33 protein-coding genes and 1 pseudogene are annotated in these 26,365 nt (G+C 70.6%); 7 read left to right on the top strand and 27 right to left on the bottom strand.

Annotation, left to right across the window (positions count from 1 at the left end):
* Positions 1-4: 4 nt before the first annotated feature.
* Together DEW08_RS11870 and fabI are read right to left on the bottom strand one after the other, a co-directional pair.
* The gene (locus DEW08_RS11870) at positions 5-415 is read right to left on the bottom strand and encodes a bacteriohemerythrin (RefSeq protein ID WP_109327360.1); all 411 of its coding nucleotides are present in this window, start codon (positions 413-415) and stop codon (positions 5-7) included.
* Positions 416-612: 197 nt separating this feature from the next.
* Positions 613-1,398: an enoyl-ACP reductase FabI gene (gene fabI, locus DEW08_RS11865; protein ID WP_109327358.1), complete on the bottom strand. Its 786-nt coding sequence runs from the start codon at positions 1,396-1,398 to the stop codon at positions 613-615.
* A 47-nt stretch (positions 1,399-1,445) separates the two neighbouring features.
* Between fabI and DEW08_RS31170 the strand changes: the two genes are divergently transcribed.
* Positions 1,446-1,592: a hypothetical protein gene (locus tag DEW08_RS31170; RefSeq protein WP_168220348.1), complete on the top strand. Its 147-nt coding sequence runs from the start codon at positions 1,446-1,448 to the stop codon at positions 1,590-1,592.
* A 219-nt stretch (positions 1,593-1,811) separates the two neighbouring features.
* On the opposite strand, the gene DEW08_RS11860 is transcribed toward DEW08_RS31170, so the two are convergent.
* From DEW08_RS11860 to DEW08_RS11820, 10 genes are all read right to left on the bottom strand, one after another.
* Positions 1,812-2,201, bottom strand: a complete 390-nt coding sequence (locus tag DEW08_RS11860; RefSeq protein ID WP_109327356.1) for a YgaP family membrane protein — start codon at positions 2,199-2,201, stop codon at positions 1,812-1,814.
* Between the two features lie 35 nt (positions 2,202-2,236).
* On the bottom strand, positions 2,237-3,151 hold the full coding sequence (locus tag DEW08_RS11855; RefSeq protein ID WP_245986628.1) for a PRC-barrel domain-containing protein: 915 nt from the start codon (positions 3,149-3,151) through the stop codon (positions 2,237-2,239).
* A gap of 27 nt (positions 3,152-3,178) precedes the next feature.
* Positions 3,179-3,832 carry an urease accessory protein UreG gene (ureG, locus tag DEW08_RS11850; protein WP_109327354.1) on the bottom strand — a complete coding sequence of 218 codons (654 nt, stop codon included), beginning with the start codon at positions 3,830-3,832 and terminating at the stop codon, positions 3,179-3,181.
* Complete coding sequence (locus DEW08_RS11845; protein ID WP_109329776.1) at positions 3,829-4,611, bottom strand: urease accessory protein UreF; 783 nt, start codon at positions 4,609-4,611, stop codon at positions 3,829-3,831. Before DEW08_RS11845 ends, ureG begins: the two co-directional genes overlap by 4 nt.
* Positions 4,595-5,158, bottom strand: coding sequence for an urease accessory protein UreE (ureE, locus tag DEW08_RS11840; RefSeq protein ID WP_109327351.1), 564 nt, complete (start codon positions 5,156-5,158; stop codon positions 4,595-4,597). The genes DEW08_RS11845 and ureE overlap by 17 nt, the downstream gene beginning before the upstream one ends.
* Entirely contained in the window at positions 5,155-5,340 is a 186-nt protein-coding gene (locus DEW08_RS32285) for an aspartate/glutamate racemase family protein (protein WP_245986597.1), read from the bottom strand. The genes ureE and DEW08_RS32285 overlap by 4 nt, the downstream gene beginning before the upstream one ends.
* A complete protein-coding gene (locus DEW08_RS32280; protein WP_245986596.1) occupies positions 5,319-5,843 on the bottom strand; it encodes a glutamate racemase in 525 nt (174 codons plus the stop codon). The genes DEW08_RS32285 and DEW08_RS32280 overlap by 22 nt, the downstream gene beginning before the upstream one ends.
* A 270-nt stretch (positions 5,844-6,113) precedes the next feature.
* Positions 6,114-7,823 carry an urease subunit alpha gene (gene ureC, locus DEW08_RS11830; RefSeq protein ID WP_109327349.1) on the bottom strand — a complete coding sequence of 570 codons (1,710 nt, stop codon included), beginning with the start codon at positions 7,821-7,823 and terminating at the stop codon, positions 6,114-6,116.
* A 30-nt stretch (positions 7,824-7,853) separates the two neighbouring features.
* Positions 7,854-8,159: an urease subunit beta gene (locus DEW08_RS11825; protein WP_109327347.1), complete on the bottom strand. Its 306-nt coding sequence runs from the start codon at positions 8,157-8,159 to the stop codon at positions 7,854-7,856.
* A 15-nt stretch (positions 8,160-8,174) separates the two neighbouring features.
* The gene (locus DEW08_RS11820; protein WP_109327345.1) at positions 8,175-8,477 is read right to left on the bottom strand and encodes an urease subunit gamma; all 303 of its coding nucleotides are present in this window, start codon (positions 8,475-8,477) and stop codon (positions 8,175-8,177) included.
* 181 nt (positions 8,478-8,658) lie between these two features.
* Between DEW08_RS11820 and DEW08_RS11815 the strand changes: the two genes are divergently transcribed.
* A complete protein-coding gene (locus DEW08_RS11815; protein ID WP_109327343.1) occupies positions 8,659-9,351 on the top strand; it encodes a hypothetical protein in 693 nt (230 codons plus the stop codon).
* A gap of 14 nt (positions 9,352-9,365) precedes the next feature.
* Positions 9,366-10,997 carry a Na/Pi cotransporter family protein gene (locus DEW08_RS11810; RefSeq protein ID WP_109327341.1) on the top strand — a complete coding sequence of 544 codons (1,632 nt, stop codon included), beginning with the start codon at positions 9,366-9,368 and terminating at the stop codon, positions 10,995-10,997.
* Positions 10,998-11,046: 49 nt separating this feature from the next.
* On the opposite strand, the gene DEW08_RS11805 is transcribed toward DEW08_RS11810, so the two are convergent.
* The 6 genes from DEW08_RS11805 to DEW08_RS11780 form a co-directional block, all read right to left on the bottom strand.
* Complete coding sequence (locus DEW08_RS11805) at positions 11,047-11,412, bottom strand: hypothetical protein (protein ID WP_109327339.1); 366 nt, start codon at positions 11,410-11,412, stop codon at positions 11,047-11,049.
* Positions 11,413-11,418: 6 nt separating this feature from the next.
* Entirely contained in the window at positions 11,419-11,601 is a 183-nt protein-coding gene (locus DEW08_RS11800; protein WP_109327337.1) for a hypothetical protein, read from the bottom strand.
* A gap of 143 nt (positions 11,602-11,744) precedes the next feature.
* Complete coding sequence (locus tag DEW08_RS11795; protein ID WP_109327335.1) at positions 11,745-12,587, bottom strand: urease accessory protein UreD; 843 nt, start codon at positions 12,585-12,587, stop codon at positions 11,745-11,747.
* On the bottom strand, positions 12,580-14,922 hold the full coding sequence (gene xdhB, locus DEW08_RS11790) for a xanthine dehydrogenase molybdopterin binding subunit (protein ID WP_109327333.1): 2,343 nt from the start codon (positions 14,920-14,922) through the stop codon (positions 12,580-12,582). The genes DEW08_RS11795 and xdhB overlap by 8 nt, the downstream gene beginning before the upstream one ends.
* Entirely contained in the window at positions 14,915-16,381 is a 1,467-nt protein-coding gene (gene xdhA / locus DEW08_RS11785) for a xanthine dehydrogenase small subunit (protein WP_109327331.1), read from the bottom strand. Before xdhA ends, xdhB begins: the two co-directional genes overlap by 8 nt.
* A gap of 302 nt (positions 16,382-16,683) precedes the next feature.
* A complete protein-coding gene (locus DEW08_RS11780) occupies positions 16,684-17,319 on the bottom strand; it encodes a LuxR C-terminal-related transcriptional regulator (RefSeq protein WP_245986595.1) in 636 nt (211 codons plus the stop codon).
* A gap of 435 nt (positions 17,320-17,754) precedes the next feature.
* Between DEW08_RS11780 and DEW08_RS11775 the strand changes: the two genes are divergently transcribed.
* Positions 17,755-18,426, top strand: a complete 672-nt coding sequence (locus DEW08_RS11775; RefSeq protein WP_109327327.1) for a LuxR C-terminal-related transcriptional regulator — start codon at positions 17,755-17,757, stop codon at positions 18,424-18,426.
* Between the two features lie 72 nt (positions 18,427-18,498).
* Here the strand turns inward: DEW08_RS11775 and DEW08_RS11770 are convergent, their stop codons facing one another.
* Positions 18,499-19,071: a type 1 glutamine amidotransferase domain-containing protein gene (locus DEW08_RS11770; RefSeq protein ID WP_109327325.1), complete on the bottom strand. Its 573-nt coding sequence runs from the start codon at positions 19,069-19,071 to the stop codon at positions 18,499-18,501.
* A 174-nt stretch (positions 19,072-19,245) separates the two neighbouring features.
* Between DEW08_RS11770 and DEW08_RS11765 the strand changes: the two genes are divergently transcribed.
* Positions 19,246-19,650 carry a hypothetical protein gene (locus tag DEW08_RS11765; RefSeq protein ID WP_181449445.1) on the top strand — a complete coding sequence of 135 codons (405 nt, stop codon included), beginning with the start codon at positions 19,246-19,248 and terminating at the stop codon, positions 19,648-19,650.
* A gap of 32 nt (positions 19,651-19,682) precedes the next feature.
* Here DEW08_RS11765 and DEW08_RS11760 read toward each other — a convergent pair whose 3' ends face one another.
* From DEW08_RS11760 to dcd, 3 genes are read right to left on the bottom strand one after another with little or no spacing between them, the layout of a single operon-like run.
* Positions 19,683-20,138 (bottom strand): DUF2948 family protein, encoded by a 456-nt coding sequence (locus DEW08_RS11760; RefSeq protein ID WP_109327323.1) that lies wholly within the window; start codon positions 20,136-20,138, stop codon positions 19,683-19,685.
* A 45-nt stretch (positions 20,139-20,183) separates the two neighbouring features.
* Positions 20,184-21,476, bottom strand: coding sequence for a UDP-N-acetylglucosamine 1-carboxyvinyltransferase (gene murA / locus DEW08_RS11755; protein WP_109327321.1), 1,293 nt, complete (start codon positions 21,474-21,476; stop codon positions 20,184-20,186).
* Positions 21,477-21,520: 44 nt separating this feature from the next.
* Entirely contained in the window at positions 21,521-22,075 is a 555-nt protein-coding gene (gene dcd, locus DEW08_RS11750; RefSeq protein ID WP_109327319.1) for a dCTP deaminase, read from the bottom strand.
* 144 nt (positions 22,076-22,219) lie between these two features.
* On the opposite strand from dcd, the gene DEW08_RS11745 reads away from it, so the two are divergent.
* Complete coding sequence (locus DEW08_RS11745; protein WP_109327317.1) at positions 22,220-22,654, top strand: GNAT family N-acetyltransferase; 435 nt, start codon at positions 22,220-22,222, stop codon at positions 22,652-22,654.
* Positions 22,655-22,673: 19 nt separating this feature from the next.
* Here the strand turns inward: DEW08_RS11745 and DEW08_RS31165 are convergent, their stop codons facing one another.
* From DEW08_RS31165 to DEW08_RS11735, 5 genes and pseudogenes are all read right to left on the bottom strand, one after another.
* Positions 22,674-22,847, bottom strand: a complete 174-nt coding sequence (locus DEW08_RS31165) for a hypothetical protein (protein ID WP_168220347.1) — start codon at positions 22,845-22,847, stop codon at positions 22,674-22,676.
* Positions 22,844-23,575, bottom strand: coding sequence for an asparagine synthetase B family protein (locus DEW08_RS33455; protein ID WP_342760764.1), 732 nt, complete (start codon positions 23,573-23,575; stop codon positions 22,844-22,846). Before DEW08_RS33455 ends, DEW08_RS31165 begins: the two co-directional genes overlap by 4 nt.
* The gene (locus tag DEW08_RS33450) at positions 23,572-24,015 is read right to left on the bottom strand and encodes an asparagine synthase-related protein (protein WP_342760771.1); all 444 of its coding nucleotides are present in this window, start codon (positions 24,013-24,015) and stop codon (positions 23,572-23,574) included. The genes DEW08_RS33455 and DEW08_RS33450 overlap by 4 nt, the downstream gene beginning before the upstream one ends.
* A 339-nt stretch (positions 24,016-24,354) precedes the next feature.
* Positions 24,355-24,731, bottom strand: a pseudogene (locus DEW08_RS33445) (asparagine synthetase B family protein); the annotation flags it as partial.
* A 109-nt stretch (positions 24,732-24,840) separates the two neighbouring features.
* The gene (locus DEW08_RS11735) at positions 24,841-25,179 is read right to left on the bottom strand and encodes a hypothetical protein (protein ID WP_109327315.1); all 339 of its coding nucleotides are present in this window, start codon (positions 25,177-25,179) and stop codon (positions 24,841-24,843) included.
* A gap of 194 nt (positions 25,180-25,373) precedes the next feature.
* On the opposite strand from DEW08_RS11735, the gene DEW08_RS11730 reads away from it, so the two are divergent.
* Positions 25,374-26,360, top strand: coding sequence for an SDR family NAD(P)-dependent oxidoreductase (locus DEW08_RS11730; RefSeq protein WP_109327313.1), 987 nt, complete (start codon positions 25,374-25,376; stop codon positions 26,358-26,360).
* The last annotated feature ends 5 nt before the right edge of the window (positions 26,361-26,365 follow it).

Below are 26,365 nucleotides of genomic sequence, written 5' to 3'. Positions count from 1 at the left end.
GCCGCTACGCCCACACCCCGCGCACATAGGGGGTGAGCTGGGTGTCCTGCATGATGATGTGGTGGACCAGCCAGTCGGCGGTGAACTTGTAGAGCCGCTCGGCGTTGTGGTGCGTCGGGTCGCTGGAGAACTGCAGCGACAGGTCGTTGATCGCCTTCACCGCCTCGTGATGCTGCCGGACATGGTCCTCATAGCGCGGGTAATGGACCATCTGCATGATCCGTTCCTCGCGCGCGAAATGCTCCTTGGTGTATTCCAGGAGCTTCATCAGGATCTTGGCGACGCGCACGGGCTGGAACTTCGCACTGGCGAGAGCGGCGTCCAGCTCGTTCAGATAGCCGATCAGATGCTTGTGGTCTTCGTCGATGGACGGCTGGCCGACGCTAAGCTGCCGCCGCCAATGGATGGCACCCATGCCCCACCCGGCCTCCCCAGTGCCCCATGAGAGGGCGTTTGCGCCATTATGGTGGTCATACCAGGGAGTCTGAACAGCTTGCGGCGTCACACGTCAATTTGACGCACCCGTCCGGCGGGGCCGGCAGGGCCGGCGCATCGCGGACGGACGGGGCGGAGGCGCCGCCGCCCCCGCCCCGTGCCCGCCGGACCGGCCGATCAACCGATGATGGAGTAGCCGCAGTCGACGTAGGTGGTGTCGCCGGTGATGCCCTTGGCCCCGTCGGTGGCGAGGAAGGCGGTGGTGTAGCCGACCTCCTCGATGGTGACGAGGCGCCCTTCCGGCGCCCGCTCCGTCGCCTTGTTCAGCAGCTCGTCGAAATGGGCGATGCCGGAGGCCGCGCGGGTCTTGATCGGACCGGGGGAGATGGCGTGGACGCGGATGCGCTTGGGGCCCAGCTCCGCCGCCAGATAGCGCACGCAGGCCTCCAGCGCAGCCTTGACCGGCCCCATGACGCCGTAATTGTCGACCACGCGGTTGGCGCCGAAGTAGGACATGGTGAACAGCGTGCCGCCGTCCTTCATCAGCGGCTCGGCATAGCGGGCCATGCGGATGAAGGAGTGGCAGGAGACGTCCATCGCCTTCTGGAACCCTTCGCGCGAGCAGTCGACGACGCGGCCGTGCAGATCCTCCTTCGGCGCGAAGGCGATGGAGTGCAGGGCGAAGTCCAGCTTGCCCCACTCCTTTTCGATCCGGTCGAACATCGCCTTGAGCTGGCCTTCGGCGGTGACGTCCACCGGCTCGAAGATCGGCGCCTCGAGCTGCAGGGCCAGCGGCTCGACGTGCGGCTTGGCCTTTTCGTTCAGGTAGCTGACCGCAAGCTCGGCACCCAGCGCGCGGAAGGCGCGGGCGCAGCCCCAGGCGATCGACTGGTCGTTGGCGATGCCGAGGACGAGCCCCTTCTTGCCTTCCAGCGTCGCGGCGGCGGGAATGATCGTGGTCATGACGGGCAATCCTGAGGTTTGGGTGGCCTGGTATGGGATGGCCTGAGATGAGACAGGCGTCGCTCATCGCGGGCCGGCGGTTCGGCAAGACCATTCAGGAAAACGGCCTGTCGCCGGACCATCCCGCGCCATCCTTTGTGCAGTGCACACTAAACCAGCCGCAGATCTCGATCAACCCATTAATATTGAAATGAAATTGACATAGAGCAATGTACAACAGAAGTCGATGATATGTGTACGTCGTCCGCTGACCTGGACTGGAGCGACCCGGCGTCACCTCCACTGTTGGCCTCGCGACCGATCCGGTATCTTTCCCGTGGCTGCGGCGGGGGCCGGCCGGGAGCCCTGTCCCGGCCGCATCGCTCCCGGCCGCATCGCTCCCGGCCCGGCCCTCCCGGCCCGGTCGCCGCCGCTCAGCGCGCCACGCCCGGCGTGAAGGAGGGGGGATCGCTGGCCGGGAAGGACTCCTCGGACGCCTCGTCGACCCGCTCGCGGTCGTCGCACTCGCCGTAGATGTCGCCGGGATGGCGCGAGAACTGGTCGCGCCCCTCCTCGACGTCCTGGGACGGTATGGCCCGGCGGTCGTGGGCGTGCCCGCCGAGCATTTCCTTGACCGGACAATAGCCGGTCAGCCCGCGCGCCACCAGCGCGCCGCCGGCCAGCGCCAGCATCGCGCCGGAGGCGGTCGGGCGCCGCATGCCGAGCACGGCGAGCAGGCCGCCGCCGACCAGCGACACCAGCCGCTCGGTATGGCCGACGTTGATCATGCGGTCGTGCAGGTCGGGAAGATGAGAAAGTGCCATGCTGTTCCTCCATGTCCGGAGCGAGGGGTCCGGCTCTATTGGTTGGCGGCGGGCGGGGACGGCGCATTGCCCGCCGCACCGGAGGGCGGCGCCTCGCCGCCGCTCGATCCGGCAGCCGGGCCATCCGCCGGGCCCGGGCCGCCGTGGGCCTGCGCCAGTTCGCCGTTCAGCCGGTCCACCTCCTGCGACAGTCGCTGGACCTCCTGTTGCAACGCCGCAGGGGCGGCACCGTTCCCGCCCGGCATCGCGCCGGCGGCGGCCAGCGCGGCGCCGTCCTGCACCCAGTAGGGCGGGACGCCGTAATAGGTGTGGAGCGCCATCGCCCACTGGCGGTCGCTCATGTCCGGCCGGTTGGAGCTGGTGAACTGCGGCGCTCCCGTCAGGCGGTCCTTCGGGACGTTCAGCACGTACCCGTCGCCGGACGGCTGGAACAGGGCCCAGGGAACCGGGAAGTGCCGCTCGCTGAGGCCGAGGAAGCCGCTCAGCTCCACCACCGCATAGGCGACGCGGCCGGTCGTCGGATCGACGACCAGTTCGGACACCTTGCCCACCTGCTCGCCGTCGGAACCGCGCAGCGTGGCGCGCTGCAGGTCCTCCGCCGCGACGACGCGCGGCTTCCCGATGGCGCGCTGAAGCGCCTCGGCCTGGGCGAGGATCACGGCGCAGCCCTGCGCGTTGCCCGCCTGGGCGGTGCGCTGGGCAACCTGCTGCAGGGCGCGGAGCTGGGCCGTCTCCTGCGGCGTCACCGCCGCCGGGATCTGCGGGCCGGCGGCCTCCAGGGCGGCGATGCGCTGGCCCAGCCGGTCGAGCCCCTCGGCACAGGGATCGGCGGCCAGCGCCGGCGTCAGGGCGGGCCACAGGACCAGCGCCCCGCCAGGGTGGCGCCGAGCAGCAGGCGTGTCATCGAGAACTCCTCCGGCTTGAAACCTCGCGTGCTGCAAGAACAGCACGGTCAAGCCGGAGGTTCCGCGGGTCCCTTACCCCGGCAGCGGCAGCCCGCCGCGCTGGACGATGAAGGACTGGATGGCGTCGAGCCCCTGCCCCGCCTTGATGTTGGTGAAGACGAAGGGGCGGTCGCCGCGCATCTTGCGGGCGTCGCGGTCCATCACCTCCAGGCTGGCGCCGACCAGCGGAGCGAGGTCGGTCTTGTTGATCACCAGCAGGTCCGACCGGGTGATGCCCGGCCCGCCCTTGCGCGGGATCTTGTCGCCGGCCGACACGTCGATGACGTAGATCGTGATGTCCGCCAGCTCCGGCGAGAAGGTCGCCGCGAGGTTGTCGCCGCCGGACTCGATGAAGATCAGGTCGAGGTCGGGGAAGCGGCGGGTCATCTCGTCCACCGCGGCGAGGTTGATCGAGGCATCCTCGCGGATCGCCGTGTGCGGACAGCCGCCGGTCTCCACCCCCATGATCCGCTCCGGCTTCAGGGCGCCCGAGCGGGTGAGGAACTCGGCATCCTCCTTGGTGTAGATGTCGTTGGTGATCGCCGCGACCTCCCAGTCCTCGCGCATGCGCTTGCACAGCGCGTCGGTCAGGGCGGTCTTGCCGGACCCGACCGGCCCGCCGATGCCGACGCGCAGGGGACCCGTGTGGCTCTTCTCGATGGCGTTCGCGGTGGGAACTGCGGTCATGAGCGGAACAGCCTCGTATATTGGGTTTCGTGGATCATGGAGGTCCAGTCGACGGCCATCGCCCGGCCGCCGAGATCGTCGGGCGGAGCGGCCAGCGCCGCCCGGGCCGCCCGGTGGACGACGGGGTCGAGGGCGGCCAGCGCCCGCTGCCCGTCGGTCTGGCCGAGCGGCACCAGCCGCACCCCGGCCGAGACGAGGTTGGCGGCGAAGGCATGCAGATAGGCGGCCAACGCCGGCCCCTCAGCCACCCCCAGCAGGGCGGCGGCCAGCGCCACGGCGACGGCATAGGCGGGCGGACGGCCGGTGGCGGCGAGCACGGCGTCCCAGCGCTCCAGCCCGGCGAGCGGCCAGGCGGCCCGGACGGCGGTGAGGAAGGCCTGCCCCTGGGCGCGGCTCTCCAGCGCCGTCTCCGCCGTGGCGCGCAGCACGTCGGCCCGCTCCACCGCCCAGGCGAAGGCGGCCTCGTCGCCGGCCAGCACCGCGCGGTGGGCGGCGGCGAACAGCATGCCGTCGGTGCGCCCGGCGCCGTGGCGCAGGATGCCGTCGAGCCAGCGGATCAGCGAGGCGCGGTCGGTCGCCAGCCCCTGCTCCACCGCCGCCTCGATCCCATGGCTGTAGGTGAAGCCCCCGACCGGGAAGCTGGGCGACAGCCAGGCGAGCAGCTTGGTGAGGGCCTGCGCCGAGACGGTGCCGTGCTCCCGCCCGTCGCCGGGGAGAGGCGCAGGGGAGCCGGCGGCGGAATCCCGATGAGACGGGGCGGGCTCAGTGGTGATGGTCATGCGCGTGCCCATGGTCATGCCCGTGGGAGTGGCCGTGGTGACCGTGGGAATGGTCGTGCCCGTGTGCTTGACCATGCGAGTGGCCATGCCCGCCGCCCTGCCCGGCATAGGCGCCGCCTTCCGGCATGAAGGGCGCCACCACCTCGCGCACCTCCGCCCCCAGCCCGCGCAGCATGTCGGCGATGACGTGGTCGCGGCGCAGCCGGATGGTGGAGCCGGCGATCTGCACCGGCAGATGGCGGTTGCCGAGATGCCAGGCGATGCGGGCGAACCGCTCCCCGCCCTCCGGCACGCCGACCTCCATCAGCTCCTCGGGCGCGGCGACCACGCGGAGGACGGCGCCGTCCTCCAGCTCCAGCCCGTCGCCATCGTCGAGCGCCACCGCCCGCGGCAGGTCGAGCAGGAAGGCGGCCCCGGCGTCGTCGGTCATCATCATGCGCCGCCGGTGCCGGTCGTCGAAGGCGAGCGTGACGGTGCCGGCGGCGCGCTCCTGCGGCCAGTGACCGCGGTTGAGGACCTTGATGGCGCGGCGGGGGGCTTGGGTCATGGATCGAGCCGTTCGAAGGGGGTTGGACGTCCGAAGAAGCGTCCGGCCAGCGCGCTGACCGCCCGCGGATCGCCGGTGGTGAAGAAGCGCACCCCGCCGGGACCGGGCGGCGGCGCATATTCGGGATGGCGCTGCAGGTAGTTCTCCAGCGAGCGGGCGGTCAGGGTCGGCTGGCACAGCACCTCCACCCCCGGCGGCAACGCCGCGGCGAAGAGGGGGCGACCAGCGGATAATGGGTGCAGCCGAGGACGACGGCGTCCGGCGGCTGGCCGTCCAACTGCTCCAGCAGCCCGGCGGCATAGCGGCGGACGGCGGGCGCCGTCTCGTCCTCCGGGGCGCCGCGCTCGATCAGCGGCACGAGGTCCGGGCAGGCCTGCTGCACCACCCGCACCAGCGGGGCGCGCTTGCCGATCTCCCGCGGGAAGGAGCCGGAGCGCACCGTGGCGGCGGTGGCGAAGACGCCGACCGTGCGCGGCTCGTGCGTCATGTGGTCGACCGGCGGCATGTCCATCATCCAGGGCACGCGGGTGATCGCCTCCACCATCGGCACCAGCACGCCCAGCACGTTGCGCCCGGGCCAGGCGTCGTGCAGCCAGGTCTGCTGCAGCCGCCGCAGGGCCACCGCCGCCGCCGTGTTGCAGGCAAGGATGACCAGCCGGCAGCCCTGGCCGAACAGCCGCTCCACCCGCGGACGGTCAGCCGGTAGATGTCCTCGTCGCTGCGCGGCCCGTAGGGCGCCGCCGCATGGTCGCCGAGATAGACGAAGGGCCGTTCCGGAGCCGCCTCCACCAACGCCCGCAGAACCGTCAGGCCGCCATGGCCGGAATCGAACACGCCGATCAAGGAACTGGAACCTCCAGGGGAGAAGGCTGCGATGAGGGGGAAGGCCGCCGGCCCGCAGGACGGCGCCCCCCTCACCCTTACCCTCTCTCCGGTGGGGAGAGGGGGAGAAAAATCAGAACAGGAAGTAGCGTTGCGCCATCGGCAGGACCTCGGCGGGCTCGCAGGTCAGGAGCTGCCCGTCGGCGCGCACCTCGTAGGTCTCCGGATCGACCTCGATCACCGGGGTGGCGTCGTTGTGGATCATCTGCTTCTTGCCGACCGCGCGCACGCCGGTCACCGCCACCAGCTCCCGCTGCAGGCCGAGGCCGGAAAGGCTGCCGAGCTCCAGCGCCTTCCGGCTGACGAAGGTCAGGCTGCCCGCCTGCAGCGAGCGGCCGAAGGCGCCGAACATCGGGCGGTAATGCACGGGCTGCGGCGTCGGGATCGAGGCGTTGGGGTCGCCCATCATCGCCGCGGCGATGGTGCCGCCCTTCAGCACCATGTCCGGCTTCACCCCGAAGAAGGCCGGCGACCAGACGACCAGATCGGCCAGCTTGCCCACCTCGACCGAGCCGACGACATGGGCGATGCCATGCGCCAGCGCCGGGTTGATGGTGTATTTGGCGATGTAGCGCCGGACGCGGAAATTGTCGTTGCGCGCCGAATCCTCGGGCAGCGCGCCGCGCTGGACCTTCATCTTGTGCGCGGTCTGCCAGGTGCGGATGACCACCTCGCCCACCCGGCCCATGGCCTGGCTGTCGGAGCTGATCATCGAGAAGACGCCCATGTCGTGCAGGATGTCCTCCGCGGCGATGGTCTCGCGGCGGATGCGGCTCTCCGCGAAGGCGACGTCCTCCGGGATGCGCGGGCTGAGGTGGTGGCACACCATCAGCATGTCGAGATGCTCGTCCACCGTGTTGACGGTGAAGGGCCGCGTCGGGTTGGTCGAGCTGGGCAGCACGTTGGGCAGGCCGGCCACCTTGATGATGTCCGGCGCGTGGCCGCCGCCCGCCCCTTCCGTGTGGAAGGCGTGGATGGTGCGGCCCTTGAAGGCGGCGACGGTATTCTCGACGAAGCCCGACTCGTTCAGCGTATCGGTGTGGATCGCCACCTGGATGTCGAGCTGCTCGGCCACCGTCAGGCAGGTGTCGATCGCCTCCGGCGTGGTGCCCCAGTCCTCGTGCAGCTTCAGGCCGCAGACGCCGGCGGCGACCTGCTCGATCAGCGCGTCGGGCCGGCTGGCGTTGCCCTTGCCGAAGAATCCCAGGTTGATCGGCAGCCCCTCCGCCGCCTGCATCATGCGGGCGATGTGCCAGGGGCCGGGAGTGCAGGTGGTGGCCGAGGTGCCGGCCGCCGGGCCGGTGCCGCCGCCGAGCATGGTGGTGACGCCGGAATAGAGCGCCTCGTCCACCTGCTGCGGACAGATGAAGTGGATGTGGCTGTCGATGCCGCCGGCGGTGACGATCTTGCCCTCGCCCGCGATCACCTCGGTGCCCGGCCCGACGACGATGGTCACGCCCGGCTGGACGTCGGGGTTGCCGGCCTTGCCGATGGCGGCGATGCGGCCGCCGGTGATGCCGATGTCGGCCTTGACGATGCCCCAATGGTCGATGATCAGGGCGTTGGTGATGACGGTGTCGACCGCCCCTTCGGCGCGCGGGCGCTGCGACTGGCCCATGCCGTCGCGGATCACCTTGCCGCCGCCGAACTTCACCTCCTCGCCGTAGATGGTGTGGTCCTTCTCGACCTCCACGATCAGGTCGGTGTCGGCCAGACGGACCCGGTCGCCGACGGTCGGGCCGTAGAGGGCCGCGTATTCGGACCGGTCGATGCGATGCGCCATGATTTGGTCAGCCCTTCCCCAAGAGGCCCGTCACAGGGCGCCGTTGATCTTTCCCTGGAAGCCGACGACCGTGCGGGCGCCGTCATAGGCGACCAGCCGCACGGTGCGCGTCTGCCCCGGCTCGAACCGCACCGCCGTGCCGGCGGGGATGTCCAGGCGGAAGCCGCGCGCCTTGTCGCGGTCGAACCGCAGGGCGTCGTTGGTCTCGAAGAAATGATAGTGGGAGCCGACCTGGATCGGCCGGTCGCCGGCATTGGCGACGTCGATTTCGACGGTCGGGCGGCCGGCGTTCAGCTCGATCTCGCCGGGCTCGGGCAGGATTTCACCGGGTTTCATGGCGTGGCGGCCCCCTTAGCGGATCGGCTGGTGGACGGTGACGAGCTTGGTGCCGTCGGGGAAGGTCGCCTCCACCTGGATCTCGTGGATCATCTCGGCCACCCCGTCCATCACCTGCGCGCGGGTCAGCACGGTGGCGCCGTCGCGCATCAGCTCCGCCACGCTGCGGCCGTCGCGCGCGCCTTCGACCACGAAGTCGGTGATGAGGGCCACCGCCTCCGGATGGTTCAGCTTCACCCCCCGCTCCAGCCTGCGGCGCGCCACCATCGCCGCCATGGCGACCAGCAGCTTGTCCTTCTCGCGCGGTGTCAGGTTCATGCCCCGTCGCTTTCCTTGCCCGTTCGATCGGGGATTATGCCACGGCCGGGACCGGGGCCAAGTGCGTCGTATGACGTAATGACGCCGCGGCCGGAAGGCTGTAACGCGACCGTAACTTGCCGCCGACGCGATTGCCGCGCTACAGCACCGTGGTTCGGACAGGAAATTTCGGGGATCTGGGATGGCGCAAGGGGTGCCGCGGCCGGCCTATCGGGCGGGTGGCGGTCGGCGGTCGATCGTGGCGCTGGCTGGCGCGCTGGTCGCGGTGTTCATCGTCAACAGCCTGGTCGGGCTGTTCGCCATCGACTACGCCCGCAAGGCGGAGGAGGCGCAGCGCGCCACCGAGACGCAGCTGATCGCCGCGCTGGACGCCGCGCGCGAGGCGCAGGTCGCCTTCAAGATCCAGGTGCAGGAGTGGAAGAACCTGCTGCTGCGCGGCCTGGATCCCGCCGATTACGAGCGCTACATGGCCCGCTTCGCCGAGCAGGAGGCCCGGGTGGCGGCGGCGCTGGCCAGCCTGCGGGCGCGGGCTCCGGGGCTGGGGATCGACGGCGGCGCCATCGACTCGGCGATCCGCGACCATGCCCTGCTCGGCCGCCGCTACCGCGAGGCGCTGGGCGCCTTCGACCCCGCTCTCCCGGCCAGCGTCGCCACGGTGGACCGCGCGGTTCGGGGAATCGACCGGCCGCTGGACGACGCCATCGACGCGCTGGCCGATTCGGCGCACGACCGCGCCCGCGCCCTGCAGGACGAGCTGGGCGCCGCGGCGGACGAGCGCTATCTCGGCACCCGCACCGTCGCCATCGCCAGCATGGTGCTGGGCCTCGCCCTGGTCGCCATGGCGATTGCCCGGGCGGCGGGCAAGCGCGGCTGAGCGGAGCGGCGGCGGTGGACATCCTCGCGACGCTGTTCGGCGGGCTCGGCCTGTTCTTCACCGGGGTGAAGCTGATCGGGCGGAACCTGCAGCACATGGCCGGCCGCCGCTTCCGGCTGGTGCTGGCGAAGGCGACCGCCAACCAGGCCGCCGCCGCGGCCTTCGGCACGCTGCTGGGCGTGCTGACCCAGAGCACCAACGCCACGACCTTCATCGTCATCAACCTGATCACCGCCGGCGCGACGACGCTGACCCGCGCCATGCCGCTGGTCGCCTGGGCCAACCTGGGCACCGCCGTCCTGGTCGTGCTGACGGTGATCGACCTGCGGATCGCCGTGCTCTACGTGCTGGGCATCACCGGGATCTGCTTCTATTTCGACCTCGACCGCTCGACCCGCTACCGGCATCTGGTGGGGGCGCTGCTGGGGGTGGGGACGCTGTTCCTCGGGCTGCAGCTCATGAAGACGGGTTCCGGCCCGCTGCGCGAGGTGGCGGCGATGAAGGCGGCGCTGCACTTCGCCGCCTCGTCGGACTTCCTGCTGCTGCTGATCGGCACCGCGGTCACGATGATCGCGCAGAGCTCCGCCACCGTGGCGGTGCTGGCCGTGACCATGGCCGCCGCCGGGCTGTTCGGCGAGCGCGAGACGATCCTGCTGGTGCTGGGCTCCAGCCTCGGCTCCGGCCTGACCACGCTGCTGATGGGCGGCAACCTCGACGGCCGCGCCGGCCAGCTCGCCATCTTCCAGGCGCTGTTCAAGGCGCTGGGCGTCGCCATCCTGCTGCCGCTCCTGCTGCTGGAGGAGGCGAGCGGGCTGCCGCTGCTGCGCCACCTGATCGACCAGGCGGCCGGCACCCTGCCGGAGCGGATCGCCTGGGTCTTCGTCGCCTGCCAGGTGGTGCCGGCGCTGGCGATGCTGCCCTTCTACGGCGCCATGGAGCGGCTGCTCGCCCGCCTCTCGCCGCCGACCGAGACGGAGGAGCTGTCGCGCCCGCGCTACCTGTCGGACGAGGCGCTGCTCGACCCGGAGAGCGCGCTCGCCCTGGCGGAGAAGGAACAGCTCCGCCTGCTGAGCCACATGCCGGATTATCTGGAATGCGTCCGGGCGGAGCCGGAACAGCCCGAACCGCTGCCGCCCGCCACGCTGCAGGAGGGGCTGGGCATGGTCGCCCGCGCCGCGGAGTCCTTCCAGACGGAACTGCTGGACGGCGGCCTGCCGCGCGAGACGCTGGAGCGGGCCATCGCGCTGCAGAACCGGCTGGAGGTGCTGATCACCCTCAACGACAGCCTCGCCGACTTCGTCCGCCAGATCGAGGCGGCGCCCGAGGGCACCCGCGCCCATCCGCTGACCGGCCATCTGGTGGAGAGCCTGCATGCCCTGCTGGTGACGGCGGTGGAGACGGCCGACGCGCCGGACGGCGAGGCCATCGCCCTGCTGCAGGACCTGACCGCCGACCGCGGCGAGCTGATGGAGCGCATCCGCCGCTCCCTGCTGCGCGCCGACGACCCGCCGCCCTATCCGGTGCAGCAGGCGCTGTTCAACCAGACGACCCTGTTCGAGCGCATCGTCTGGCTGATCCGCCGCCTGGCCCTGCTGCTGCGCGAAGCCCCGGAGGATGCGGACGGGATGGCGTTGGCGGCGGACTGAGGCGCCGCTGACGACGGACCCGGGCACCGCTCGGCCACGTGGCTGCTGCCTATTCGCCGGCCGCCTCGTCCATTTCAGTCTGGAAGTCGAAACGCCCGGACCCCGGCTGCCCGTCATAGGTGCCGCAGTACCAGAGCTTGATCAGAAGTTTGGTTTGTCCGTGCTGCGAGAACTGCTGATACAGCACGTAGACGCCATTTCTTATACGGGCGTGGGCTGTGCCGATGACCGTCCCCGGAAGCTCGATGTCGCCGGTCGTGCTGGGTCTCGTGTTGAATGACTCGACCACGCGCTCCACGGCCGCGACCTGCTCCGGCGTCAGCTGCGCACGTTTGTCGATGAAATCCTGCGTCGCTTCCTTATCGCATGCCGGAGGCCGCGAGATACCCGGTATGGGTATGTTCAGGTAATGCATCGGCGATTATGACGCCTTGACGTACGGCTTCCATCCGCTGAGGCTGACATTGCTGCTCAACTGCTGGAACAGCTGCTTGGCGGCCCGCTGCTGATCGGCACTGGCCTTCCTGGCCGGAACAACCCGCTCGGTCCGTTCGCCGCGACCGCTCTTCATGCTGATGGGCATCGGGCTTCTGGTGGGCTTCATGTGGTTGCATCCTGCTGGGTGGTTTGCGGCTTACCCGATAGATAGGATAAGCGCAGCGCTCCTGCGCATGTCAACGCACATTGCCGCATATACGGACCGTCACCGGTATTGCTCGCGCTACGAACTCCAGGCGTCCTGACCGCTCACACTTCCCACAGCCGCGGCAGGCGCGCCGGCAGACCGGCGGCTGCGACCCTGAGGCGGGTCCACAGGGCCGCGTAGGCGCGGCGGACGGCGCGGGCCTCGCCGCCGAGGATGCGGGCGACCAGCAGCCCGTCGAAGGCGGTGGCGCCGACCCGCACGCCCTCCAGCGCCTCCGCGGCCTCCCTCAGGGCGTCGAGGTGCCGGGCGGCATCCGGCGCGGCGTGGATCAGGGTGGCGCAGGCTCCGGCCCCGGCGAAGCCGGCGGGATGGGCCAGCGCCTCGGCGACGTCCCCGTCCAGGTGCAGCGCGTCGGCCCAGGCGAGGCGGCCGTCGCGGGCGACCTCCCAGGCGTCGCGGATCAGCCCGCGGGTCACCGTCTCGCCGAAGGCGGCGCGGCCGAAGACCAGCATCTCTCCGGCGATCAGCCGCGCATCGCCCGCAAGGTCGATCCGCGTCAGCCGGCGCAGGCGGGAGCCCTCGAAGACGATGGCCTCCTGCGGCATCCATTCCAGCCAGCCGCCGGCCTCGACCGACACCCGCATGTCGATGCGGCAGTCGGCCCCGGCGGAGCGGTAGACCTTTTCCGCCGCCTGGGTGGTCACCATCGCCGCGGCCTCCGGCCCGGCCGACAGGGCGATGTCCAGCCGGTCGCCGCCGACCATGCCGCCCGACGTCGTCACCAGCACGGCGACCGGCAGGTCGCCCGGCCGCGGATCGGGCAGCAGCACCCGCAACGGGTCGTGGTGGTAGAGGGTGGCGAGCCGCGTCGCGCCATCGCGCCGCTCGAACCGCACGGTCGCCGCACCATGGACCGCGACCTTCTTCTCCAGCAGCTCAGCCAATCCCGCCCATCCTCGCCGTCACGTCCTCCACCGCCAGCAGCACGCGCTCCGGCGTGGCGGGGGCATCGAGGCGCACAGGGTACCTGTGTCCGCCGACCGCCGCCACCGCGTCACGCAGCGCCAGCCATGCCGAGATGCCGAGGATCAGCGGCGGCTCGCCCACCGCCTTGGAGCGGAAGACCGTGTCCTCGCGGTTCGGCCGGGCGGTGTAGAGCCTGACCCGGAAATCCTCCGGCAGCGACCGGCTGGTCGGGATCTTGTAGGTGCTGGGCGCGTGCGTGCGCAGCCGCCCCTTGCCGTCCCACCACAGCTCCTCCGACGTCACCCAGCCCAGGCCCTGGACGAAGGCCCCCTCCACCTGCCCCAGATCGATCGCCGGATTGATGGAGCCGGAACAGTCGTGCAGCAGGTCGGCGCGGGGGAAGCGGTACTCGCCGGTCAGCGTGTCGACCAGCACCTCCGTCACCGCCACGCCGCAGGCGAAATAGAAGAAGGGCCGGCCGGTGCCGCTGGCACGGTCCCAGCTGATCTTCGGCGTCCTGTAATGGCCGGTCGCCGACAGCGAGACGCGGTTCAGGTAGGCCAGCTTCGCCACCTCGGCGAAGCTGAAGGCGTGGTTGCCGGCGAAGACGCCGTTGTCGCGGAACTCGACCTTGTCGGGGGTGGTGCCGCAATGGTCGGCCAGGAAGCCGGTCAGCCGCTGCCGGATCTCGCCCACCGCCAGCCGCACCGCCTGCCCGTTGAGGTCGGTGCCGGCCGAGGCGGCGGTCGGGGTGGCGTTGGGCACCTTGTCGGTCGCGCTGGCGGTGACGCGCACCCGGTCGACGTCGATCTGGAAGCCGTGCGCGGCGATCTGGGCCATCTTGGTATGGATGCCCTGCCCCATCTCCGTCCCGCCATGGTTCACCTGCACCGACCCGTCGGTGTAGACGTGGACCAGCGCCGCCCCCTGGTTGAGGTGGATGGCGGTGAAGGAGATGCCGAACTTCACCGGCGTGATGCCCAGCCCCTTCTTCAGCCAGCGGTTCTCCGCGTTGAAGGCGGCGATCTCCTGCCGGCGCCGGCGGTAGTCGCTCTCGGCCTCGATCCGGTCGAGCAGCTCGGCCAGCAGCTCGCCATCCTCCACCGCCATGCCGTAGTGGGTGACGTCGCGGCCGGGGCCGCCATAGAGGTTGGCCCGCCGGACATCCAGCGGATCCCTGCCGAGCGCCTGGGCGATCTCGTCCATCACCGCCTCGATGGCGATGACGCCCTGCGGACCGCCGAAGCCGCGGAAGGCGGTGTTGGAAACGGTGTTGGTCTTGCAGCGATGGCCGGTCACCCGCGCGGCCGGCAGGAAATAGGCGTTGTCGGTGTGGAACATCGCGCGGTCGACCACGCCGTTCGACAGGTCGAGCGAGAAGCCGCAGCGGGCGGCCAGATCGACCTCCAGCCCCTGCAGCCGGCCCTCGCCGTCGAAGCCGACGTCGTAGCGGACGTGGAAGTCGTGCCGCTTGCCGGTCATCAGCATGTCGTCGTCGCGGTCCATGCGGAACTTGACCGGCCGGCCGGTGGCATGGGCCAGCAGCGCGGCGATGCAGGCGATCTGCGCCGGCTGGCTCTCCTTCCCGCCGAAGCCGCCGCCCATCCGGCGGCATTCCACCGTCACCGCATGCATCGGCTTGCCCAGCACCTGGGCGACGGCGTGCTGCACCTCCGCCGGGTGCTGGGTGGAGGAATAGACCAGCAGGTCGCCGCCCTCCCGCGGGATGGCGTAGGCGATGTGGCCTTCCAGATAGAAATGGTCCTGCCCGCCGACCTCCAGCGTGCCGGCCAGCCGGTGCGGTGCGGCGGCCAGCGCCGCCTGCGGGTCGCCGCGCCGCATGGTCAGGCCGGGCGACACGAAGGAGCCCTCGCGCCACGCCTGTTCCGGCGTCAGGACGGCCGGCAGCTCCTCCGCGAAGACTTCGACCAGCCGGGCGGCGGCGCGGGCCTGGGCCAGCGTCTCCGCCGCCACCGCGGCGATGGGCTGCCCGGCGTAGGAGATGAGGTCGGGCGCCAGGATCGGGTCGCCCGGCTGGACCGTGCCGATGTCGCCGTCGCCCGGCACGTCGTCGAAGGTCACCACCGCATGCACGCCCGGCGTCTGCCGCGCGGCGGTGAGGTCGAGGCCCAGCACCCGGCCATGCGCCACCTCCGACAGCCGGACGGCGCAGTGCAGCGTTCCGGGCAGCTCCGGCAGGTCGTCGGTATAGACGGCGCTGCCGGTGACGTGGCGCCGGGCGCTCTCGTGCGGCAGCGGCGTGTGGACGTCGCCGGAGATGGGACGCAGGGCGCCGCCGTTTCCGTCAGCCATGGACCACCTCCAGCGAGACCGCCCCGGCCTCCGTGCCGTCGAGATAGAAGCGCATCAGCAGGTTGCGGGCGACGAGGCTGCGGTAGCGGTCGCTCGCCCGCATGTCGCTGATCGGCTGGAAGTCGGCGTCCAGCGCCGGCCCGGCCGCCGCGACGGTGTCCACCGTCCAGGGCCGGCCGAGCAGCGCCGCCTCCAGCGCTCTGGCCCGGGCCGGCGTCGCCGCCATGCCGCCATAGCCGGCGCGGAACGCCGCCACCCGCCCGTCGCCGTCGAGCCGCAGCAGGAAGGCGGCGCAGACGGCGGAGATGTCCTGGTCCCGCCGCTTGCTGACCTTCCAGGTGGCGAAGCGCTCGCCGTCGGCCGGCAGCGGGATACGGATGCGCTCGACGAACTCGCCCGGCTTCAGGTCGTTCCGGCGGTAGCCATGGTAGAAGTCGGCGAGATCGACGGTCCGCCGCACCCCGCCCCGGTTCAGCGTCAGCGTGGCGCCGAGCGCCAGCAGGGCCGGCATGCTGTCGCCGATCGGCGAGCCGTTGGCGATGTTGCCGCCCAGCGTGCCGGAATTGCGTACCTGGGCCGCCCCGATGCGCCGCACCAGCCCGGCCAGCGGCGGCAGGCGGCGGTCGAGCACCGGCAGAAGCTCGGCATAGGTCGCGGCGGCGCCGACCGTCAGGGCGTCGGGAGCCTCGGCGATGGCATGGAGCTCCGCCACGCCGGCAAGATGGATGGTGGCCGGAAGCGGACGGCCGTGCTTGGTCACCCACAGCCCGACGTCGGTGGCGCCGGCCACCAGCGTCGCCTCCGGATGGGCGGTGACGAGCCGCTCCAGCTCCGCCAGGGTCCGGGGCGCATGGCTGCTGTCGCCGCCCGCGCCGAGCGTCAGCGGATCGTCGCGCTGCAGCGAGGACAGCAGCGCGACCATCCCGGCCTCGGCCCGGTCGAAGCGGTCCGCCCCGTCCCGGACCCGCAGGCTGCGGGCGGCGTCGAGGATCGGCCGGTAGCCGGTGCAACGGCAGAGGTTGCCGGCCAGCGCGTCGTGGATCGCCGCGTCGTCGGGGGCAGTGTCCTGGTGGTAGTGCGCGAAGAGCGCCATGACGAAGCCGGGCGTGCAGAAGCCGCACTGCGAGCCGTGCTGTTCCACCAGCGCCGCCTGGACCGGATGCAGCTCGCCGTCCGGCGATTCCAGATCCTCGACGGTCAGCAGCAGCTTCCCGTCGATCATCGGCAGGAACAGGATGCAGGCGTTGACGGCGCGGTAGCGCAGCCGCGGCGCCCCCTCCCCGTCCTCCACCAGGTCGCCCAGCACGACCGTGCAGGCGCCGCAGTCGCCTTCGGCGCAGCCTTCCTTGGTTCCGGGACGGCCATGGGCGCGCAGCCATTGCAGCACGGTCGTCGTGGGGCTGGCGTCCCGCACCTCCACCACGCGCCCGCCCAGAACGAAACGAACGGAGCCGGTCATGGTCCCTCCCCCTTCATGGGCGTTCCCACGGGACTGTTCCCCCGGGCCTTTCCGCCAGTCTGCCGGAAGTTTCGCCGGAGCCGCAATGAGCCGCGGCCTTCGCCCGGCGAAGAAACACTTTCCGGGATTCCACGCGTTAGCAAACGTCATGCCGGAGACGGAAAAGCCGGGATCGCCGGTCGGGCGACCCCGGCTTGCGGCGGGGCGGCTGCCCAGCCGGCGGGCAATGGCGCGGCATCGGGCACGTCTCTGTCCGGAGCCCCCCGCCGTCGATGCGGGACCGGCGGGCTCCGCTCGGCCGGTCACTCCGGCGTGAAGCATCCGCTGCGGGCGGCGACGACGGCGACCTGGGTGCGGTTGCGCACGCCCAGCTTCTGCATGATGGCGCGCACATGGACCTTCACGGTGCCCTCCAGCACGCCCAGGTCCCGCGCGATCTCCTTGTTGGAATAGCCGGAGAGCAGGAGCTGGAAGACGTCGCGCTGGCGGTCGGTCAGCCGGTCGAGCATGCCGGACGGCGGACGGGCGGGCTCCGCCGCGATGGCGCCGCTGAGCACCGCCCTCGGCAGCGGCAGGAAGGTTTCCCCCGTCAGCGCCAGCGAGATCGAGTGCTCCAGCACCGCGGTCGAGCTGGTCTTCAGGATATAGCCCCTGGCCCCCAGCCGGACGCTTTCCACGATGTCGGCGACGTCGTCGGACCCGGAGATCACCAGCAGCGGCGTGTTGCCCAGCGCCTCCACCATGCGGGCGATCCCGTCATGCCCCTCCGGCCCCGTCTTGGTCAGGCCGAGGTCGAAGAGGACGAGCGTCAGGCCCTGGGTGCGCCGGACGACGGCCATCGCCTCGGCGAGCGAGCCCGCCTCCAGAACCTCGGCGCTGGGGTGGATTTCGCCGACCGATAGGGCAAAGCCATGGCGGACGATCGGGTGATCGTCCACCACGAGGAATTTCTGTGCCGAGGTCGCGGCGACGCGTCCTTGCGCACGTGTTTGCAACTGAAGGTCCATTTGCTCCCACCTCGCCATGTAGCCGGCCACCGATGAGGCTTTACAGCCCCGACAGTTCAAGACTAGCTACAGCTTGAGCTGTGCATCATACCCAGGATCGTCCCATCCAATAGAGACATACCCCTTTAGATATGGCTAGCCGGCTTCTGCAATTGTTCACCAGGTCCTTCAATCATGACACGGATTCAGACCTGATACCTTGCACCTCTCGATTCACCCCCGTATAAATCATCGAGTCAGGAAGCGTAAAGCCTGCTTTTTCCAAACAATACTGACGGCATTTTTCCTAACTGGGGAACCGGGGGCCGGGCAGGCCGTCGCCGGCGTGGGCGACCGCTTCGATGTGGGATTACGGAGGGGATCTGGATGAAGACCTGGAGCGTCATGCTGGTCGATCATGACCGCCTGTTCTCGGCCGCGCTCAGCACCCTGATCGGCAGCGGGCCGTTCCGCGTGCTGGCTCATGCGACGAGCGCGGACGACGCGATGGCGGCCATCGAAACCGGGGCCGAGCCCGACCTGATCGTGCTGGCGCTGCAGGACGGCCAGGCGGAGGACATCGCCGGCGTGCGCCGCCTGCGCGGCGTGACCGGGGCGCGGATCGTCGTGCTGGCCGACAGCATCGGCGACCACAGCCTGTCGCTGTCCCTGAAGGCCGGCGCCGACGCCTATCTGAACAAGAGCATGTCGAGCGAGAGCCTGCTGCGCGCGCTGCAGCTCGTCATGCTGGGCGAGGTGGTCTATCCGACCCATGTGGCGAGCCTGCTGATCGCCGCGGTCAACGAACGGCCCGTGCCCGCCCGCGCCCCGGTCGCCACCGCGGTGCCGGCCAACGAGCTGTCGAAGCGCGAGGTGCAGATCCTGCGCTGCCTGCTGGCCGGCCAGTCGAACAAGGCGATCGCCCGCAACCTGCACATCACGGAATCGACCGTGAAGATGCATTTCAAGAACGTGATGCGGAAGATCAACGCCCAGAACCGGACCCAGGCCGCCGTCTGGGCCATCCAGAACGGCCTGTCCCCCCTGGCCAACGCCTGAGCCCCGCCCTCTCCCGCCACCGCGAAGGGCGGGGAGAGGGAAGCCCCCGCCCCTGCCGTTCCGCCGCCGCCCCTATTCCGCCGCGTGGCGGTGGCCGGCGTGGCGGCCCTCGGCGAACTCCTCGATCATCTTCGGGCAGAAGGCCTCGAGATCCTGCGGCTTGCGCGAGGTCACGAGCCCGCGGTCGGTCACCACCGGCTCGTCCACCCAGGCGGCGCCGGCATTGACGAGATCCGTCTTCAGCGACGGCCAGGAGGTCATGCGCCGGCCGCGCACGCCGCCGGCGTCGATCAGCGTCCAGGGGCCGTGACAAATGGCGGCGATCGGCTTGCCCGCCTCGACGAAGCTCCGTACGAAGGCGATGGCCTCCGGCTCCAGCCGCAGCGCGTCGGGATTGATCACGCCGCCCGGCAGCACCAGCCCGTCATAGCGGCCGGCATCCGCCTGATCGAGCGTGACGTCGACCGGCACCGAATCCGCCTTGTCGTGATGGTTCCAGCCCTGGATCTGGTCGGGCTTCGGCGCCACCACATGGACGGCGGCCCCGGCGTCGCGCAGGGCCTTCACCGGCTCGGTCAGCTCGACCTGCTCGAACCCGTCGGTCGCCAGCACGGCGATGGTCTTGCCGTCAAGTTTCTGTGCCATGGAATCCTCCTTTGTTGGCCTCCTGCGCGCCAACCGGATACGGCCCCGATCGTTCCCATCCTTTTGCCCAACACCGCCGCGGAACACACGGCGCATAATCGCGTTGATTGTGGCATGGGGAACACACTCCAGGCTCCGCTCGGAGCCGGATCACAGATAGGGGAGCACCGACTCATGCGGTTCAGGACTCACCTCATCGCGCTTGCCGTCGCGGCCGTACTGCCGGTCCTGCCGGGCACCGTCCGGGCCGATACCTCCCTCTCCGCCGACGAGATCGTCGGCCTGGAGGTCGAGGGCGCCCTGGGAGAGGAACTGGGGCAGATCGCGGCGGTCAACGAGTCGCCGCAGGGCGAAACCACCCTCCTGGTCGAGGCGAGCGGCATGCTCGACGTCGGCCACGCCTTCTTCACCGTCCGCAAGTCCGAGCTGTCGCCCGGCGAGGAGGAGGACGTGCTGGTCTATCCCAGGACGGCGGCGGACGTCATCCGCCACATCCGCAAGGACCGGCAGGTGGCCGGGCATCAGGCTCCCGCCCGGGCCCGGCACGCCGACCGTCAGGTCGCCGAACGGCCGGAGTAAGCCGCCACCGCGGCGGCGGCGGGACGCGGAGCCTACTCCACGGGGTGATTCGGCCGGCAGGCGGTCGGCCAGGGCTCCCCGATATCCTCGACGAAGCAGCGCCAGGACCGGCCGGACAGCCGGATGCAGGCACCGCCGGCGAAATGAAGGACGACGCCGCCCTCCACCGCCTCCATCGACAGGATCTCCAGGATCTGCCCGCGGTCCTTCAGGTCGAAGCCGCGGACCTTCACCTCGGACACCCCCTCGACCCGGACGCCGCAATGGGTCCGCTCGTAGGGGGCCAGGTGGTCGTCATCCGCCGCCGGGCCGGGGCGCGGCTGGTCCGCCGTCTCCCATTTGAAGCGGTTGACCACCAGGACGAAGCGCTGCTCGTCCGGCAGGAACCCCATGTCGCCGATGGGCACGATGGCGTCCTGCAGGCAGGCGGAGACGATCTTCAGGTCTTCCTCGTCCTCGGCACGCAGACGGATCGGCATGGCGGTCATGGTGTCTCCTTCAGGCGTGACGGTCCGCCCCGCCGGAGCGGGGCGTCACTCCTCCTCGCTGCGGATGCGCTCGATGTCGGCGCCGCAGGCGGACAGCTTGTCCTCCAGCCGCTCGTAGCCGCGGTCGAGGTGGTAGACGCGGTTGACCACCGTCTCCCCCTCCGCCGCGAGCCCGGCCAGCACCAGCGACACCGACGCGCGCAGGTCCGTAGCCATAACGGGCGCGCCGGTCAAACGCTCCACGCCGCGCACCAGTGCCGACGAGCCGTGGACCGTGATGCGGGCGCCCATGCGCATCAGCTCCGGCGCATGCATGAAGCGGTTCTCGAAGATCGTCTCGGTGATCATCGCCGCGCCGCTGGCGGTGCACATCACCGCCATCATCTGGGCCTGCAGGTCGGTGGGGAAGCCGGGGAAGGGCTCGGTCATCACGTCGATGCCCTGCAGCCGGCCGTTGGTCCGCGACACGCGGATGCCGTTGTCGATCTCCGTGAAGGAGACGCCGGCCGGGGCCAGCGACTTCACCGCCGCCTTGATCAGGTCGAGCCGCGTGTTGAGGATGTCGAGCTGCCCGCCGGTGATCGCCGCCGCCATGGCATAGGTGCCGGTCTCGATCCGGTCCGGCACGATGGAGTGGCGGGCGCCGTGCAGGCGGTCCACCCCCTCGATCGTCAGCCGGTCGGTGCCGATGCCGCCGATCCTGGCGCCCATCTTGACGAGGCACTCGGCGAGGTCGGTCACCTCGGGCTCGCGCGCCGCGTTGACCAGCACCGTGGTGCCCTTGGCCAGCGTCGCCGCCATCAACAGGTTCTCGGTGGCGCCGACCGACACCTTGGGGAAGACGAACTCCGCCCCGCGCAGGCCGCCCGGCGGGGCCTTCGCCACGACATAGCCGCCCTCGATCCGGATGTCGGCGCCCATCGCCTCCAGCCCGCGGATGTGCAGGTCCACCGGACGGGCGCCGATGGCGCAGCCGCCCGGCAGCGAGACCTTCGCCTCGCCGCAGCGCGCGACCAGCGGCCCCAGCACCAGGACGCTGGCGCGCATCTTGCGCACCAGGTCGTAGGGCGCCGTGGTGTTGGTCACGTCGCGCGCGGTGAAGGCGATCTCGCGCCCGGCGCAGTCCTTCTCCGCCCCGGCGAGGTGGATCGCCACGCCGTGCTGCAGCAGCAGATTGCAGAGCGTGTTGATGTCCGCCAGGATCGGCAGGTTGGTCAGCGTCAGCGTCTCGTCCGTCAGCAGCGCCGCGGTCATCAGCGGCAGGGCAGCGTTCTTCGCGCCGCCGACCGTGATGGAACCGTTCAGCGGCTTGCCGCCGCGGATGCGGATCTTGTCCATGAGGGGATGTCTTCAGCCTGGGTGATGAGGGGGAGGGCGGCCCGTCAGAGGCGCGGCAGGGTCACGCCGCGCTGGCCCATGTATTTGCCGGACTTGTCGGCGTAGGACACCTCGCAGACGCTGTCGCCCTTGAGGAAGAGGAACTGGCACAGCCCCTCGTTCGCATAGACCTTGGCGGGCAGCGGCGTGGTGTTGGAGATCTCCAGCGTGACGTGTCCCTCCCACTCCGGCTCCAGCGGCGTGACGTTCACGATCAGGCCGCAGCGGGCATAGGTGCTCTTGCCGAGGCAGATCACCAGCACGTCGCGCGGGATGCGGAAATACTCCACCGTGCGGGCCAGCGCGAAGCTGTTGGGCGGGATGATGCAGACGTCGGTCTTGCGGTCGACGAAGCTGGAATCGTCGAAGCGCTTGGGATCGACGATGGCGTTGTCGACGTTGGTGAAGATCTTGAACTCGTCCGCGACGCGGGCGTCGTACCCGTAGGACGACACACCGTAGGAGATCACGCCCTCCCGCTTCTGTGTCTCGACGAAAGGCTCGATCATGCCCTGGGTCTTGGCCATCTCGCGGATCCAGGTGTCCGGCATGATGCCCATCGGCGGGTACTCCTGCGGTGTGTGAAGGGATTCGTGAGGACGGTTTGTAGCCGACCAGACCCGCGGGCTCAAGGCAAGGAAATCAGACATGCGTGGGACGATGCGTGTTCACAAGGCCCGCGGCTCCGCCTTAAGCTCCGCGCCATGACGACCGACCCCATCACACTGACCGTCACCGACAGCGTCGCGCCGGCCGACGACGCGGCGGTGATCCGCGGCCTCACGCTGTTCAACGAGGAACGGCACGGCCGCCCGCACGACCGCCGGGCCATCGCCGTGATCGCCCGCGACGCCGACGGCGCCGTCGTCGGCGGGCTCACCGGCTATACCCAATGGGACTGGCTCTATGTCGACCATCTGTGGGCCGGCGAGGACAGGCGGCGCTCCGGCCTCGGCACGCGGCTGATGGAGGCGGCGGAGGCCGAGGCCCGTGCCCGCGGCTGCCGCTGGTCGCGCCTCTACACCTACGATTTCCAGGCGCCCGGCTTCTACCTGAAGCGCGGCTACCGGGTGTGGGCGGAGATGGAGGGCTATCCGCCGGGCCACAAGCAGATCTGGTTCCGCAAGGACCTCGACTGACGGCCGTTCCGGGGCCGCCCTACTCCCGGCCGCCGTCCTTCTCGCGCGCCCGCGCCTGTTCCTTGCGCTTGCGCAGGTTCTCGCGCAGGCGGGCGGCGAGGCGCTCGGCCTTCTCTCCTGCGGCAGCGGACTTGATCTTCTCGCCGGAGGCGGCGGGCTTGCTCCGGGCCTGCTTCTCGGTGTCGTCGGTCATGCGGCGAGCGGCGTGCTGGCGGGGACTTGGGACCAGTGGCGGGACCAGGCCTGGAACATCAGGACGGTCCATAGCCTGTGCTGGTTGTTCCGGGTTCCGGACAAATGCTCGGCCCAGCAGGCGCGGATCGGTGCGGGATCGAAACAACCCTCGGCGCGCAGCGCGGACTCGTCCAGCAGGTCCTCGGCCCAGTCGCGCAGCGGGCCGCGCAGCCAGCGGTCGATCGGCACGGCGAAGCCGGACTTCGGCCGCTCGATCAGCGCCTTGGGGACGTGGCGGTAGAGGACCTGGCGCAGCAGCCACTTGCCCTGCCCGTCGCGGATCTTCTGCGACAGCGGAACGCGCCAGGCGAACTCCACCACCCGGTGGTCGAGCAGCGGCACCCGCGCCTCCAGCGACACGCCCATGCTGGCGCGGTCCACCTTGGCGAGGATGTCGTCGGGCAGATAGGTCGCGCTGTCGAGATACTGCATGCGCTCGACGAAGCCGGGCAGCGACTTCGCCACGCTGCCGTCCCACAGCACGCCTTGCGGCTCGCGGCCGCCTCGCACCAGCGCATCGGGCTCCGTCCACTGCGAGACCAGCCGGCGGTAGAGCGAGTCGGCGTCGGGCGCGGCGAGCACCCCGGCCAGCTTGTGCAGCTTGTCGCCGGGCTGGCGCGGGCGGCGGCCCTCCGGCAGCAGGCCGAACAGGGCGTCCCAGCCGGCCGGGCGGACGGCGCGGATCATTCCGGCAGCGGTCCGACGCAGCGCCGGCGGCAGCGGCGCCATCCTGCGCCAGACCGCCGCCCCCAGAGATAGCGGTTGTAGCCGGCGAACAGCTCGTCGCCGCCGTCGCCGGACAGGGCGACGGTGACCGACCGCCGCGTCAGCTCCGACACCAGCAGGGTCGGGACCTGCGAGCTGTCGGCGAAGGGTTCGTCATAGCAGCCGGGCAGCCGCGGGATGACGTCCAGCGCGTGGCGCGGCTCCACCATCAGCTCGGTATGGTCGGTGCCGAGATGGGCGGCGACGGCGCGCGCCGCGTCGGCCTCGTTGTAGTCGCCCTCGCCGAAGCCGATGGTGAAGGTGCGTACCGGCCGGTCGCTCTGCGCCTGCATCAGCGCCACGACGGCGGAGCTGTCCACCCCGCCCGACAGGAAGGCGCCGAGCGGCACGTCGGCCACCATCTGCCGGCCGACGGCGTCGCGCAGCAGGGCTTCCAGCGCGTCCGTCGCCTCGGCATCGGACAGGCGGTGCGGACCGGCGACTCCGTCGCGCGCGACGGCGGCGAGGTCCCAATAGCGGGAGACCTCCGGCTCGCGCCCCGGCCGCAGCGTCAGGATCGTCCCCGGCTCCAGCTTCGCGACGCCCTGGAAGATGCTGTGGGGCGCCGGCACATAGCCGAAGCGCAGGTAGGCCGCCACCGCGTCGCGGTCGAGCGCAGGGGCGAAGGCCGGGTGTGGCCGGAAACATTTCGGCTGCGAACCGAACAGGACCGTTCCGCCGGTGCGCGACCAGTAGAGCGGCTTCACGCCGAGCTGGTCGCGCACCAGATGCAGCGTACGCTCCCGCCGGTCCCACAGGGCGAAGGCGAAGATCCCGACCAGCCGGCGCACCGTCGCCTCGACCCCCAGGCCGCACAGCCTTCCAGCAGCACCTCGGTGTCGGAATGGCCGCGGAAGCGGTGGCCGGCGGCCTCCAGCTCGACGCGCAGCTCCTGGAAATTGTAGATCTCGCCGTTGTAGACGATCACCCAGCGGCCGTCGCCCGACTCCATGGGCTGGCGGCCGAGCGGCGAGAGGTCGACGATGGCGAGCCGGCGCTGGCCGAGCGCCACGCCGGCCGCCCCGTCCGTCCACACGCCCTCGCCGTCGGGGCCGCGATGGGCGATGGTGTCGGCCATGCGGCGCGCCACGGCCTCAAGGCCGCCCGCCGCCGTCACGGCCGCCGCCGCCCTGCCCTCGGGCTCGACCAGGAAGCCGCAGATGCCGCACACGGCCGGCCGCTCCGCCTTAGTGGTCGGAGCCGTGCAGGATGCTGTCGCGCAGGCCCGTGTCGTAGCCCAGGCCGGCCGCGGTCACGATGGCCTTGCCGGGCTCCGACTTGATCAGGCCCTTGCGGATCAGCGCCGCCCAGACTCCGTCGTTCTGCAGGCCGGTGGCGTCCTTGCCGCTGACCACCCAGGGGCCGAGATGGAAATGGTTGCCATGCGCGTGCGGCAGGGACGTGATGACGAAAGCGCCGTCCTCGCCCTCGGCCGGGCTGTTCTCCAGCCGGGCGATCTCCTGCAGCAGGGTCAGGGTCTTGAGCTGCAACGGGTTCAGGTTCAGCGGGTTCTTCTTGGGAGGCATGGCGCTCACTGGGGTCACGATGGGATGCCGGACGAACCGGCGTGGCGGCAGTAGACCGGCATGGCGGAGCGGCTGTCAAGCCGTCGCCCCGGAACAAGCCCACTGGCGTATGGCCGGCCGGTGGGGCATAAGACGCCGGTTGAGCGGCTCGAAATGCAGGAACCCTCAATGATCGGGTTCGAGGATCGAAGGACATGACGATACTTGTCACCGGCGCAGCCGGCTTCATCGGCTCCCATGTGGCGGACGCCCTGCTGCGGCGGGGGGAGCGGGTCCTCGGCCTCGACAACCTCAACGACTATTATTCGGTCGCGTTGAAGGAGGCGCGGCTCGCCCGCCTGACGGAGCATCCGAACTTCCGTTTCCTCAAGGCCGACATCGCCGACCGCCACGCCATCGAGGCGCTGTGGCCCGACTTCGCGGAGGTCACCGGCGTGGTGCATCTGGCGGCGCAGCCGGGCGTGCGCTACTCGCTGGAGAACCCCTACGCCTACGTCGACGCCAACGTGACCGGACAGGTCGCCATGCTGGAGGCGGCACGGCGGATGACGAAGCTGAAGCACTTCGTCTACGCCTCGACCTCCTCGATCTACGGCGCCAACAGGAAGATGCCCTTCTCGGTGGAGGACCGGGTCGACCATCCGGTGTCGATCTATGCCGCGACCAAGAAGGCGGCGGAGATGATGAGCTTCACCTACAGCCATCTCTACCGCATCCCGGCGACGGGCCTGCGCTTCTTCACCGTCTACGGGCCGTGGAGCCGGCCGGACATGGCCTCCATCCTGTTCGCCGACGCCATCATGGCGGGACGGCCGATCCGCGTGTTCAACGGCGGCCGGATGAAGCGCGACTTCACCTACATCGACGACATCGCCGACGGCGTGCTGGCGGCGCTCGACCGCCCCGCCCCGGTCGATCCGGAAAGCGGCGCGCCGCACCGCGTCTACAACCTCGGCAACAACCGGTGCGAGGACCTGATGCAGTTCATCAGCATCCTGGAAAAGGCGCTGGGCCGCGAGGCGGTCAAGGTGATGGAGCCGATGCAGGCCGGCGACGTGCCGGAGACCGCCGCCGACATCGAGGCGAGCCGCCGCGACCTCGGATTCGAGCCGCGCACCCCGATCGAGGTCGGGCTGCCCCGCTTCGCCGAATGGTACAAGTCCTACAACCGGATCGCCTGACCGCC

The sequence above is a fragment of the Azospirillum thermophilum genome (assembly GCF_003130795.1).
GTDB lineage: Bacteria > Pseudomonadota > Alphaproteobacteria > Azospirillales > Azospirillaceae > Azospirillum > Azospirillum thermophilum.
Note: the sequence above shows the minus strand (reverse complement) of the source record. Positions and strands in the feature narration are given on the sequence as shown.